Below are 13,558 nucleotides of genomic sequence, written 5' to 3'. Positions count from 1 at the left end.
GAGCACCCCCGATGAGCGCCCTGGTCGTGGACGGACTGCGCAAGCGGTACCGAGACCACGAGGCCGTGGCCGGCATCGGCTTCACCGTCGAGCAGGGGGAGATCGTCGCCCTCCTCGGCCCGAACGGCGCGGGCAAGACCACCACACTGGAGATCCTGGAGGGCTTCCGCAGCCGCGACGCCGGCCGCGTGGAGGTGCTGGGCCGTGACCCGGGCGACCGGGCCGAGCAACGCTGGCTGCGGGAGCGGGTCGGCCTGGTGCTCCAGGACATCGCGGTGGAACCGCACCTGCGTGTGCGGGAGACGGTCGCCCGCAGCGCCGGCTACTACCCGGCCCCGCGTGACGTGGACGAGGTGGTCGAGCTCGTCGGACTCGCCGAGAAGCGCGACGCCAAGGTGAAGGACCTCTCCGGCGGGCAGAAGCGCCGGCTGGACCTCGCCCTCGGCGTGATCGGCGACCCGAAGCTGCTCTTCCTCGACGAGCCCACCACGGGTTTCGACCCGACCGCCCGCCGCGGCGCCTGGGAGGTCGTCCGCAGCCTGCGCGATCTCGGCACCACCGTCGTGCTGACCACCCACTACATGGACGAGGCGCAGGCGCTCGCCGACCAGATCGTGGTGCTCAACGCGGGCCGCGTGGTGGCACAGGGCACCCCGGAGACGATCGGCGGCCGAGACACCGCCCGTACCCGGATCCGCTTCGCCCGGCCCGACGGCGTGGCACCGGAGGAGCTGCCCGTCGTCCCCACCGAGATCGACGAGACGAACGTGACCCTCGAGGTGGACGACGCCACCGAGGCGTTGCACCGGCTGACCGGCTGGGCGCTGGCACGCGGGACGTCGCTGCACCGACTGGCGGTGGAGCAGCCCACCCTCGAGGACGTCTACCTGAGCCTGACCGGCGACGCCGCCGGCCGGCCCGAAGCCGCGCCCACGTCACGTCGGCAGCGCCGCAGGAACCGGAGGGCAGCATGACCACGTTGAATCCCGTCGCCGTCGGCCCCACCGACGAGACCACCGACCGCCCGTCCCGCCGCCGCCGCAGCGACCTGGCCGTGCTGCTCCACCAGATTCGGTACGAGCAGCTGTCGTTCTGGCGCAACCCACAGGCCATGATCTTCACGTTCGTCTTCCCGATCGCGTTCATCGCCATCATCGGTGCGGTCTTCGGTGGCGGGGAGGCCAGCGACTTCTTCTACGGCCGTACCGGCATGCAGTACTACACGGCGACGATCGCCGCCGTGTCGGTGCTCGGGGCCTGCTACGGCCAGCTCGCCATCGCGCTCGCCGCCCGACGGCAGACCGGCGTTCTCAAGCGACTGCACGCCACCCCGCTGCCGGCCTGGATCTACTTCGCCGGGCTCCTCGCACACTGCCTGATGGTCAGCGTCATCGACGTCGTCCTGGTAGTGAGTGTGGGCGCGCTGTACGACGCGCCGGTGCCCGCCGACTGGGCCTCGGTCGGTGTCACGCTGCTGCTGGGTTCGGTCTGCTACTGCGCCCTGGGTGCGGCGGTCGCCTCTCTGGTCAGCAACTCCGAGGCGGCCCCCGCGGTGGTGCAGTTCGTGCAGTTTCCGCTCGTCTTCATCTCGGGAAGCTATTTCCCCATCCACTCCGACACGTTGAACACCCTGGCTGGGTTGCTGCCCGTGAAGCCGTTCAACGACGCCCTGTTGTCGGCGTTCACCACCGGCGACGGCCTGCACTGGAAGCAGCACGGCATCCTGCTCGCCTGGGGTGTGCTGGGCACCCTGATCGCTGTCCGCCGATTCCGCTGGGACCCGCGCCCGGAGTGATCCGCGGCCGTACCGGCCCGCCAGCACGGCGGCGTCCGGACGGTGAGTTCCGGCCCTGGTTCCGGAGCTCGCCGCCCGGACGTCGCCGCGCTCGTTTGCGGCTGCGGCTACGGCTACGGCACCCTGTCCGATGCAGGGGGCACGGTGTGGACGCAGGCGCCCAGTCAGCGGGGCAGGGACGTGCTCACGCAGCTGGATCGCTCACGGTGGAACGCGCCCCTCGGTGACCCTCCCGGGTCCGCGAGGGGCCGTACGGCCGCCTGGCATCCGGAGCTCCTGGATGGTGGGCAGGGTCGGGCCCTCCCGGGCCTGCGTGCGGGTCGCGCTAATCGATGGGCGACGGGACCGGCCCGACCGGCATGGCCGCGCGGCGGGCAGGGCCGGCACGGCCAGGCGGCGGGCAGGGCCGGCACGGCGGTGAGACCGGCATGGCGCTGCGTCGTCCGGCACGGCGGTGCATCGTCCGGCACGGCGGTGCATCGTCCGGCACGGCGGTGCATCGTCCGGCACAGGCGACGGCGCCCGACCCTCGGCCGAGGCCGTGGATCGGGCGCAGTGGATCGGACGCTGCGGACGCCGGGCGTCAGTGGGCGAAGGCGGTGAGGTTCCAGCGCTGGCTGCGCAGTCGCTCCTGCCAGGGCTCTCCCAGCACGTCGTCGACGGTCTCCGCGATCGCGTGGCACATGTAGTAGCGCTGTAGCGGGGACACGGTCAACAGCGGCAGCTGCTGGTAGAACAGGTTCGTCAGCAAGCTGTACGAGGCGAAGAACGGCGACGGCGACTCGGCCACGCCCGACTCCCCCACCGCCCGGTGGAAGTCGCTGTCCGGTTCACCGGCGAGGCGCCGCCGCGGCCCGCCGTCCGGGCCCACCGAGTCGACCAGGTCCGGGGTTAGCACCCCGTTCGCAGCCGCGTTGTCGAGTGCGCCGGCGCAGTAGCCGAGCGAGGCCCGCCAGCCCGACGCGGCCGGTGACGCCGCGTCGGCGAGCCGGTCGGCGACCACCTGCCGGATCTGGTCGCCCTCCTTGGCGAGACGGTTGGCGAAGGTGGTCCGGACCTTGCCGGCCGGCTTCGCCCAGGCCAGGAAGGCCTCCGCGTGCCAGCGCAACGAGAGGGCCCCGTACGCGGTGCCGAGGGCGTGCGTGTCGGCGAGCGCGACGAACGCCTCGGCGAGGCGTACGGTCGCCCGTTCCGGGTGGGCGGACAGCTCGTCGACCAGGCGCATCAGCGGCCGGCCGAGCATGCCGCGCACCACATCCTTGAGCTGGTTGAACGCCGGCGCTGACTCCTCCATGCCGGCGGCCCAGAGGAACTCCACCAGGCCGTGCGTCCGCAAGGCGCCGTACGGTTGTGGCAACCCCTCCAGCCGGCCGAACTCCTCTGCCTGAGCCAGGTACACATCATCGGTGAGTGCGGTGGCGGGGTCCAGCGGCCCGGCGTCGAGCTGGGCCGCGATGGAGTGCCATGGCGGCGGCGGGCCGAAGGCGCGCCGGGCGATGATGTCCACGTGTGGGCCGTGCAACCAGCCCCGCCTGAGATAGACGATGCGTCCACTACCCTCGGCAAGGGCCCGCGCGACCGGTACGACGTGGTCGGCGAGCCATGGCAGGCTCACCGGCCCACGCGTGTACAGGCGCAGACCGGTCACGCCGGTCGTGTCCAGTTCCACGGTGTGCGGTGGCACGGCGTCAGCCAGCATCTCCATGACCTCCCATTGGCATCGGAAACCGTCCACTGGTGCCGGTTCGGATGAGCGGTTCCGCCGACTACCGGCGGCCGTTCCGCCTCGGATCATCCGGGCCTCGGAGCACTGCGGGAAAGTGCTGGAAACGATCCACTGACAAGTGTCACCCCGCTTTGTGCACGGCCGTGAAAAAACGCACATGACGGAACGTCAGCGGGACGATGACAAGTGTCCCCGACCAACCCGCCGACACCTTACGGAAGGCGTTTTGCGCCTCATCATCTAGGCGTGGCGCAATGGCCCGGACCGGGCCGCCGGACGCACCGGAATTCGCACCACCCCGTTATTGGAAGGGACCACCGTGTCCACTCGTCGTCAGTTACTGCGCCTCGGTGCGGCGTCGGGCATCCTCGGCGCGACCGGTGGCCTCGCCAGCCTCGCCGACCGGCTGGCCGACACGCCCGCCGCGGCGGCCACCGTCGCGCCGCCGGCCGCCGTCCCGGCGCCGTTCACCGTTCCGCTCACGGTGCCTCAGACACTGCGGCCGGTCCGTCGGACGGCCACCACCGACTACTACTCGGTCACCATGCACCGCCGCCGGCTGGAGATCCTGCCCGGCACCCGCACCGAGGTCTACACCTACAACGGTGACCTGCCCGGCCCCACCATCCGGGCCCGCTCCGGTCGCCGCGTGGTGGTCCAGCAGCGCAACCGGCTCGACATGCCGACCGCGGTGCACCTGCACGGCGGGGCGGCCACGCCGGGCGACGACGGTTCCGGCGGTGTGACGATCGCCCCCGGCGAGGAGCGCGTCTACGCCTACCCCAACCACCAGCCGCACGCCACGCTGTGGATGCACGACCACACCCACCACATGGAGGCCGAGCACCTCTATCGCGGGCTGAGCAGCCTTTACCTGCTCACCGACGCCACCGAGGAGGCCCTGCCGCTGCCGCGCGGCTCCTTCGACGTCCCGCTGGTGCTGCGCGACGCCCATTTCGACGCCGACGCGCAACTGGTCTGGACCATGGACGACGTCGAGAACCGGAACACCATCCTGGTCAACGGCCGGCCGACGCCCCGCTTCCAGGTGCAGGCGCGGCGGTACCGGCTGCGCCTGATCAACTCCAGCAACATGCGCATCTTCCTGCTGCGGCTCGCCGACAGCGGGATCTTCAACGTGATCGGCTCGGACGGCGGGCTGCTGGAGGCGCCGGTCGACACGTCGTACCTGCTGCTGTCCCCCGGGGAGCGGCTGGAGGTGGTGGTCGACTTCGCCCGCTACGCACCGGGCAGCTCCGTGGTGCTGGAGAACCTCATGGGCCCAGGCCCGACGGACCAGGTCGGCCAGGTTATGCGCTTCGACGTCGTACCGGCAGCGGCGCGGGATCGCAGCGCGGTGCCGGCCCGGCTGCGCACGCTGCCGACGCTGCCCACCCCGACGGTGCGGCGGCAGGTGGAGTTGCGAATGGACGAACCGGGGACGGGCCACCGGGCGTACATCGACGGAAAGGTCTTCGATCCGGCTCGGATCGACACCACCATCGCGTGGGGCACCACCGAGGAATGGACGGTTACGAACGCGAACACCACCATTCCCCACAACTTCCACATGCACCTGGTGCAGTTCCGGGTGCTCGATCGCGGGCCCAACCCGGCCGACCCCACCGAGTCCGGCTTGAAGGACACCGTGACCATCTTTCCCGGCCAGTCGGTGCGCCTACAGGCGACCTTCAACACCTGGCGCGGTGTCTACCCCTATCACTGCCACATGGTCGACCACAGCGGGATGGGCATGATGGCCCAATTCAGAGTCGTCTGATCCTGACCTGCTCGAAAGAGACCCCCGGCCCACCGGACCGGGCCGCACACCTTCGGGACAGGAAGGATGAAAATGCCCCTACACAGCCATTCGGCACGGTCGTTGCGACTACGCCGACTGCACCATCACAGCACCGCCGGTCTGGTCGTCGCGCCGGTCGACCACAGCATCGCCGACGGCCCGGTGGTGACGCCAAGCCAGCCCATCGACCGGCTCGTCGGCCAGCTCGCCGGCGGCGGAGTCGACGCGGTCGTGGTGCACAAGGGCAGCATGCGACACATCGGCCCGGACAGGTTCGCCGACATGTCGCTCATCGTGCACCTCAACGCGAGCACCAGCCAGGCTCCCGACCCCGACGCCAAGTACGTCGTCACGGCGGTGGAGGAGGCGATCCGCCTCGGTGCCGACGGGGTCAGCGTGCACGTCAACCTCGGCTCGCAGCAGGAGCACCAGCAGATTCAGGACCTGGCCCGGATCGCCGACTCGTGCGATCGGTGGAATCTGCCGCTGATGGCGATGATGTACCCGCGCGGGCCACGGATCGACGATCCCCGCGATCCAGCCCTGCTCGCACACGCGGTCACCATCGCCGCCGACCTCGGCGCGGACCTGGTCAAGACGGTCTATCCCGGCTCGGTGGCGGGGATGCTCGACCTCACCAGCATCTGCCCGATCCCGGTCCTGGTGGCCGGCGGGCCGCGACGGGGCAGCGAGACCGAGCTGCTCCGCTTCGTCGCCGACGCGCTGGCCGGCGGGGCCGCCGGAGTGGCGATGGGTCGCAACCTCTTCCAGGCCCATGATCCGGAGCAGCTGGCGCGCAGGGTGGCGCGGCTGGTGCATCGCTACCCGATGGAACAGATCGACGACCTAGAGGGAGGACACCATGACGGGCAACAGACTGTGCTGGCTTGACATCCGGGCAGCCCGCGAGGCGACCGCAGCCATTCTCGAAGAGGCCGTACACCAGGGTCTGGACGCCGTGGTGGCGTCCGACCCGGCGGCCTTCGCGGGCCTGCCACCGACACTGGGCAAGGTTCTGCTGCTGCGCGGCGGCGAGTTGCCGGATCACCTCGGGGAGGCCGACACGGTGGTGCTGCCCGGCCCGAGCGCGGAGCGGGCCACGCAACAGGCGGCGCACCCCGGCGTGCGCTTCGGTCGGTACGTCGAGATCGTCGACGCGCCGACTCTCGCCGAGGCATGTACGGCGGCCCGCGAAGAGGAGATCGCGGTCCTGGACTTCCGCGACCCCACCAAGATCCCGCTGGAGATCGTGCTCGCCGCGGCGGCCGAGTCCGAGGGAACGATCGTCACGGTGGCCCACGACGTGCCCGAGGCCGAGATTCTCTTCGGGGTGCTGGAGGTCGGCTCCGACGGGGTGCTGATGGCCGCCCGGTCGGTGGGAGACGCCACCGCGCTGCGCCGCGCGGCGACCGGCCAGCACGGCGAGATCCCACTGGTGGAGCTGGAGGTCACCCGGACGCGGCACGTGGGCATGGGCGAACGCGCCTGCGTGGACACGTGCACGTACTTCGGGCAGGACGAGGGGATCCTGGTGGGTTCCCACTCCAAGGGAATGGTGCTCTGCGTCAGCGAGACGCATCCCCTGCCGTACATGCCGACCCGGCCGTTCCGGGTGAACGCTGGCGCCATCCACTCGTACACCGTCGCGGCGGACGGGCGGACGCACTACCTGAGCGAGCTGGAGGCGGGCAGCAAAGTGCTCGCGGTGACCACCAAGGGTCAGACCCGGCTGGTCACGGTCGGCCGAGTCAAGATCGAGACCCGGCCATTGATCTCCATCGACGCGGTCGCGCCGAATGGGCAGACGGTCAACCTGATCCTTCAGGACGACTGGCACGTGCGGGTGCTCGGGCCCGACGCGGTGGTGCTCAACTCGACCGAACTGCAGCCCGGGGACCGGATCCTGGGCCACCTTCCCACCGCCGATCGGCACGTCGGCTACCCCATTGAGGAGTTCTGCCGCGAACAGTGAGTGACGGTTCCGCGCAGATACACGCCCTGCAGGCGTTCGCTGGCCTGCGGGGCGCGCCTCTGTGCGGCGACCCGGTGCGCTCCACCGCCACGGGCGGAGAGGCGTCCAGCCGCGCAACGTCGGCGCGGCCAGTAGGTGGTGCAGGGCGTTTATCGCGGTGCCGACCACCGCAGGCCGACGACGTGACTCGACCCGGACGGCGGTGAACCCCGAGAGGCTACGGGGTATCGAATCATGTGCCGCCAGCGGCTTGTCGGCACCGGTTGGCGAGCATGTTCAGGTGAGCGACAAGCTCCGGCGGCTCGATGACTCCGAAGTCGGCGCCGAGCCGTCGAAGCCCTAGGAAACATCGCCGCAGTCCTCCGCGACGCGGATCCCGCGGACAAGACACTGATCTACCGCGAGCTGGGACTCAAGCTGACCTATAGGCCAACGGCCCGGATCGTGTCCGCTCAGGCAACCCCAAGTGGATCATGTACTAAATTGTGTCCAAGGGGTGACACGAACCATTACCCCGCCGCCGATGACGATCGGCATGACCTTGAAGCTCGCACAACTCTAGCCGGTCCGGAATGGCGGCGCTGGTCGGCAAGTAGCCGGGACAGGAGCAGGCCGTGGTGGCCGTCATACCGGCGAGGTTGGCATCCATGATCTGTGGGCTGTTGAACAGATGCGGGATGCATCGGCGACCGTGCGGTGCGTACAGTTCCGGGTCGAACTTGGGGTGGGCCGGGTAGATCCGGCGCAGGGAACGGGACGAGACAGCGACGGCATGACAGCGGACAACATCACCGAAACCGGCAAATACGGCATCGACCGTCAACGGCTGGAGACCTGTCTCAGCGTCTTCGAGGCGTTGGAGGACCTGCCTCCCGATCACCCCGACGTGGTGCGGGTGCAACGGGCCACCGCGAAGCTCTACAAAATGATCAAGCAGCGGCGACGCGAGGAACGCCGAGATGCCATCGCGGCGGCCGACCGCGCGGTAACGGCAGCCACCGCCACCGGCGCCCCGGGCCGGATCGACGACGAGACCCAGGGCATCCCGCTCGCCTCGCCCACCGTAGGTGCCACGGCCGGCCTCCTGCACAATCCGCGCGGCTGCTACGTCTGCAAGCAGCGCTACCACGAGGTGGACGCCTTCTACCATCAGCTCTGCCCACCCTGCGCCGCGCTCAACCGGGAGCGCCGGAACGCCCGCACCGATCTGACTGGCCGGCGCGCCCTGCTAACCGGCGGCCGAGCCAAGATCGGCATGTACATCGCGCTGCGGCTGCTGCGCGACGGCGCGCACACCACGGTAACCACGCGGTTCCCGCACGACGCGGTCCGCCGATTCGCCGCGATGCCGGACAGCGGGGACTGGCTGCACCGTCTGCGGATCGTCGGGATCGACCTGCGCGACCCCGCCCAGGTGATCGCCCTCGCTGACTCGGTCAGCGCCCAGGGACCACTCGACATCCTAATCAACAATGCGGCGCAGACCGTCCGCCGCACGCCCGGGGCATACGCGCAGCTCGTCGCCGCAGAGGCCGCGGCCCTGCCGGACGGCCCCCTGCCAGAGCTGATCACGTTCGCCAAACCTGCCGGCCAGGGCGACCCGGCGGGCCTGATCGCCCCGCCGCAGTCGACCCCGGTCACCCCGCAGGCGCTCACCGCGCTGGCGCTGACCAGCGGCTCCGCCTCGCCGGAACGGATCGCGGCAGCCACCGCCATCGACGCCGGCGGTCTGGTCCCGGACCTCGACCCGGTCAACAGCTGGGTGCAGCGGGTGCACGAGGTGGACCCGGTCGAGCTGCTCGAAGTGCAGCTGTGCAACGTGACCGCGCCGTTCGTGCTGGTCAGCCGACTGCGACCAGCGATGGCCGCAGCGACCGCCCGCCGCAAATACGTGGTGAACGTATCGGCGATGGAGGGCCAGTTCGCCCGCGGCTACAAGGGACCGGGGCACCCGCACACCAACATGGCCAAGGCCGCGCTGAACATGCTGACCCGCACCAGCGCCCAGGAGATGCTGGCCGACGGCATCCTGATGACCAGCGTCGACACCGGCTGGATCACCGACGAGCGGCCCCACCCGACGAAGATGCGGCTGGCGGACGCAGGCTTCCACGCCCCGCTGGACCTGGTCGACGGCGCGGCCCGGGTCTACGACCCGATCGTCCGCGGCGAACAGGGCGAAGACCTGTACGGCTGCTTCCTGAAGGACTACGCGCCCTGCGCCTGGTAATCAGCGCGCCCGCCCCGCCGTCGGCCGCCCAGGCTCCGGCCGACACGGTCAGCGCCGTCGCCCGTCCACCACACAGGGTGCTCGCACCGGCGATATCACCGTCACGTTCGTCGATTACTCCGACCTTGCTGCCGCCATCGCCAACCTGACAGACGCCCAGGTACTCGACGTCATGCAGTTACGAGCCCCGCTGTCACAGGCCGACCTGAGCGCCCTCGGCCCCCACGAGCAGGACCACATCACCTATTGGAAACCGATTAACGTCGGCGAACTGCTGTTCAACTTCTGGGACTCAACAGGCGGACACAATAGCCCGTCAGGCACAGCCGCGTTGCCGAGACAGGGAACCGCTGGATCAAGGCCCGGTCAGGTGCGCCGACCAGTCGCTCCGCATCACCGCCAAGGGCCGCCGCGGCAAGCATGTCCGGAAAACGTTGTACTCCGAACTCCGGGTGCTTCGACACCGTCAGCCGTAGGCGTACTCGTCGATGTCTAGCTCGGCGCCCGTGAGCCGGAGGAACTCGAGCGTCCGCCGGTCAACGTGCCAGCCCAGCAGCTGATGCTGTCCGGGCAGCTTCTCCAGGCCGTCAACCTGCCCAGACAGGTCTTCCGGCTCGCCCGCAGGAGGCTCGAAAACCCGCACGACTTGCAGGACGGCCGACCCGCTACCGTCTGTCCGGTCGAGCTCGGCCGCGAGCACGCCGATCTGCGGAGCGTGCACAAACAAGCGATCAACGATGTGTGAAATTTGCTCGTCAACGGTCATGCCCGGCGTTCGGCAGACCACCTGCCAGCAGTGCGCGGCCGGGATCACTGGATTAGCCGGGCGGCGGCTGCCTCGGATCACGGCTCCGTCCGACTCGATGCCCAGGCGGGCGGCGATCTCCGATGCGGGCACGCTTGCCGATTTCAGCGCGAAGTAGGCGTACTGGGAAATCAGCACTGAGTGACCCGATCCGAAACGTCCGTGGCTGTCATCGGTCCGCCCTGCTCTGGCCGCCGACGCGGATGATCTCCGGGAGACTCAACAGTTCGTCGCCGGAAGCCAGCGACTCACCGGCCGAGACAAAGGTGAGCAGCCTGATTGGCGCGTTGCTGGACGCTGCAGCTGCTGTCTTGTGATGTCCGTCGAGCAGGAAGTGGAACAGGCCCCAGTGCCGTTCCCGCCTGAACCAGGGGCTCTCGATGTCAAGCAGCCCGAAGGCGACGGCAGTCGGTCGGCCGGGCGCGCGGACGTACCGTGCGACGACATCGGCGTCCAGCGCGGCCGGGTCGCCCATCGGGACAGCGAACTCGAACAGTTCCTCATGGTCGCCGATACCCTGACGATCGAGTCGGTAGTAGCTCCTGTTGGCGGGGTCGATGGAGTCCTCGAACTCTTCGTTGCGCCAGCCGGCCGGCCCGTCGAACGCGAAGTAGTCACCGGTTGAGCCCGGCGCGACGAGCGTCGGCAGTGTGTCCACCAGCATCACCTGGTAGTCACCGCGCGGCAGTCGGGCAGCGAAAGCGTCGATGACTTCCATGTCGAGCCCGTCCAGCCCGGCGTTGAGACGATCTCGTACGGCGGCCGCCGATAGTGATCCCCTCGGAACACCGGACTGGCGGCGCAGGACCAGCCCGCAGGTGCCACACGAATAGCCGATCTGGTAGGCAGGAACACCGTCGACGGTCAGGTAGCGGTTCGGCATTGTGGACCCGTCGATCCCGAGCCGGGGGCTTGTGGTACCGAGCGTCATCAGCTCGTGAGCGATGAGCCGGCTCACGCAGCCTCGTCCGGCAGGGAGGCGGACTGAACCCGCAGGGCCATCGCCCTTGGACGGAACCCGAGGCTGTACCCCACACCGTCGTCATCACTGCCGATTAACTTGATGTCGTTCGCACGTGGCTCGATGGAACTCAGGCGGACTACCCGTGTCGCGAACTGCGGCGATACGTGGACATGATTTCCCAGCCTCGAGTCCTCCGCACACACATCCCCTGCTGTCACGCGATCATTCTGGAGTGCGTTGAGCGACCCATCCACCATATTGGGCCAATCACCGGACACTCCGCACCGTCTGAGCATGCGGCTGGTCACGCGTTGACGCATGGCAGGAAGGCTCTCCAACGGTCCCCGGTCGCTGACGTCGAGGTCGATGTCGACAACGTACAGATTCCACACCTCCGCACGGCGCACGGGATACGGGTCCTGGCACAGGTCTCGACGATGGCCGTCGCCGACCTGGCCCGCGCCCACGACAAGGTGCGATCTGGCGCGCGCCGCGCGCGGCGAACACCCGGTATCTCATCGGGCAGGGGTGCAGGGCGTAGTTCAGGCGCTTGAAGAGGCACGCTCGGGCTCACAGGGGCGGAAATGAGTCGGCCGCTGCATGATCAGGCCGGTATCGTGCCCGGCCGTGAGTCACGATCCCGATCCGCGTTCTATCTACGGATTTCTGCAGGTGCAGCTGGCGGAGGGCAGCGAACTCGACGACGTGGTGCTCCCGGACGAGGAGCACGTCGCGGGCCAGCTGAAGTTCGCCTCCGGCGCCTGGGACGGCGTGGTCAGCCACCACGTCGCCATCCGCGAGACTGACGTCGCCGGAAGCTTGTTCGCCGCGGTCAAGGCTGTGGCTGCGGGCGGATGGCTCGCGCGCCGTCAGTTTGCCCGTCTCTACGAACGCGCGAAGAGCACCGATGACCTGTTGAGCGCAATCGACTCGCTGCTCGGCCGCATCCGCGAAAGCAGCATCGACGGAGGCCGTCTCCACAAGGTGGCCATGCACCTCGCCACGGATTCCGCACATCGAGGACCGGTGAAGCTGGGGATCGCTCTGCTCGGGTTGTTTCCGGCCGACCTGCACCGCGAGGTGCTGCTGACGCTGGGTCGTCACGAGGAGTTCACCCTCTACGCCGCAGTCGCGCTCGACAACGGGCAGGACCACGCCGACGACGATCTCTGGCACCTCGCCAAGCAGGTGCGTGGCTGGGGGCGAATTCACTTGGTCGAACGTCTCGCCGGCACCGAACGGCGCGAGATTCTCGACTGGGTTCTGCGCGAGGGGTTCCGCAATACGGTCATGGACGAGTACCTGGCGTACCTGGCCGCGTCCCGGGGCGATCTGCTGGCTGCGTTGAGTGCCGACGAGGTGGACGACCAACTGCTGCGTGCCACAGGTGATCTCCTGATGGCTCTGTTCGCTGGCGGGCCGGCACAGGACATCCACGACTACACCGACGGTGCCGCGGTCACCCGCATCTACCTGACGCTGATGCGGGACCGCGCTTCGGATCTGCAGCATCTGCTGGCAGTCGGCGCGATCCGAGACTTCGTCTCCGACTCCGCGCCGAGCCAGGGGTGGCCCGACGGCGGCTGGGACGAAGCAGCCCGCCTGCAGTTCGCTGCCGAGTGCCAGCAACTCATCGGCCGCGCCGGGTGGCCGCCGATGGCCCTTGAGGCCCTGGAGTCGGCCGATCCGGTGATGTTCTGGCGGGCCGAACGAGCCTGTAACATCCTGGGGATCTCGACGTTGCACACGTTGCTGCAGCAATTGCGGGTAGAGCCCCTGGAGTCGGGCAAGTGGTTCAGCGCCATCCGGCAGGTGGACCGAGACAGCATCGGCGAGGTGATCGATCTCGCGGTCGAAGTCCTCCCGTTGGAGGAGATCGCCTCGGGTCCCGGCGGGGAGCTCGGGCTTGGGCGGCAGTGGGCTGCCCACCAATGTCTCGATTTCCTCGTTCAAGATCTCGACAAGTGGCCCGGTGTCGGCTGGCCACTGATCGCCGCGTCAATAGCCAGCCCGGTCATTCGCAACCGGAACATGTCCGTGCGGACGTTGGCTGCCTGGCCCCGAAGCGCCTGGCCCAGCGACGCGGAGTCCCGGTTGCGGCAGGCGATCAGCGCCGAGCCGGAACAGGACGTGAAGCAACGAATGAGCGCGGCTCTGGAAGGCCGCCCGCTGGATTAGCGATCCGCGCCCACCTGCCGCTTGAACGCGTGAGAGTGACTGTTGAGCACGTACCGCTCGACGGCCACCCGTGCCACAACCCACGGG

The 13,558-nt window shown here is 69.1% G+C and carries 10 protein-coding genes; 7 read left to right on the top strand and 3 right to left on the bottom strand.

Annotated features, from left to right (window positions below; all coding sequences use genetic code 11):
- Nucleotides 1-11 precede the first annotated feature (11 nt).
- Entirely contained in the window at nt 12-974 is a 963-nt protein-coding gene (locus tag D7044_RS09295; protein ID WP_120688550.1) for an ABC transporter ATP-binding protein, read from the top strand.
- On the top strand, nt 971-1,795 hold the full coding sequence (locus D7044_RS09290) for an ABC transporter permease (protein ID WP_120688549.1): 825 nt from the start codon (nt 971-973) through the stop codon (nt 1,793-1,795). Before D7044_RS09295 ends, D7044_RS09290 begins: the two co-directional genes overlap by 4 nt.
- A gap of 583 nt (nt 1,796-2,378) precedes the next feature.
- On the opposite strand, the gene D7044_RS09285 is transcribed toward D7044_RS09290, so the two are convergent.
- Entirely contained in the window at nt 2,379-3,500 is a 1,122-nt protein-coding gene (locus D7044_RS09285) for a hypothetical protein (protein ID WP_199716548.1), read from the bottom strand.
- Nucleotides 3,501-3,840: 340 nt separating this feature from the next.
- On the opposite strand from D7044_RS09285, the gene D7044_RS09280 reads away from it, so the two are divergent.
- From D7044_RS09280 to D7044_RS09265, 4 genes are all read left to right on the top strand, one after another.
- Nucleotides 3,841-5,301, top strand: a complete 1,461-nt coding sequence (locus tag D7044_RS09280) for a multicopper oxidase family protein (RefSeq protein WP_120688548.1) — start codon at nt 3,841-3,843, stop codon at nt 5,299-5,301.
- Nucleotides 5,302-5,373: 72 nt separating this feature from the next.
- Nucleotides 5,374-6,213 (top strand): 2-amino-3,7-dideoxy-D-threo-hept-6-ulosonate synthase, encoded by an 840-nt coding sequence (locus tag D7044_RS09275; RefSeq protein ID WP_120674223.1) that lies wholly within the window; start codon nt 5,374-5,376, stop codon nt 6,211-6,213.
- Nucleotides 6,185-7,294: a 3-dehydroquinate synthase II gene (locus tag D7044_RS09270; RefSeq protein WP_120674222.1), complete on the top strand. Its 1,110-nt coding sequence runs from the start codon at nt 6,185-6,187 to the stop codon at nt 7,292-7,294. Before D7044_RS09275 ends, D7044_RS09270 begins: the two co-directional genes overlap by 29 nt.
- A 772-nt stretch (nt 7,295-8,066) precedes the next feature.
- Nucleotides 8,067-9,524 (top strand): SDR family oxidoreductase, encoded by a 1,458-nt coding sequence (locus D7044_RS09265; RefSeq protein ID WP_120674220.1) that lies wholly within the window; start codon nt 8,067-8,069, stop codon nt 9,522-9,524.
- 466 nt (nt 9,525-9,990) lie between these two features.
- Here the strand turns inward: D7044_RS09265 and D7044_RS09255 are convergent, their stop codons facing one another.
- Both D7044_RS09255 and D7044_RS09250 read right to left on the bottom strand, forming a co-directional pair.
- Complete coding sequence (locus D7044_RS09255) at nt 9,991-10,467, bottom strand: DUF4279 domain-containing protein (protein ID WP_120674218.1); 477 nt, start codon at nt 10,465-10,467, stop codon at nt 9,991-9,993.
- 31 nt (nt 10,468-10,498) lie between these two features.
- On the bottom strand, nt 10,499-11,287 hold the full coding sequence (locus D7044_RS09250; RefSeq protein WP_120674216.1) for a hypothetical protein: 789 nt from the start codon (nt 11,285-11,287) through the stop codon (nt 10,499-10,501).
- A gap of 633 nt (nt 11,288-11,920) precedes the next feature.
- Here D7044_RS09250 and D7044_RS09240 point away from each other — a divergent pair.
- Nucleotides 11,921-13,471 carry a hypothetical protein gene (locus tag D7044_RS09240; protein WP_147434615.1) on the top strand — a complete coding sequence of 517 codons (1,551 nt, stop codon included), beginning with the start codon at nt 11,921-11,923 and terminating at the stop codon, nt 13,469-13,471.
- Nucleotides 13,472-13,558: the final 87 nt, after the last annotated feature.

Source organism: Micromonospora musae, from assembly GCF_003626635.1.
In the GTDB taxonomy this organism is placed as follows: domain Bacteria; phylum Actinomycetota; class Actinomycetes; order Mycobacteriales; family Micromonosporaceae; genus Micromonospora; species Micromonospora musae.
The sequence above is the reverse complement of the archived record's forward strand: the minus strand, read 5'-3'. Positions and strand labels throughout refer to the sequence as shown.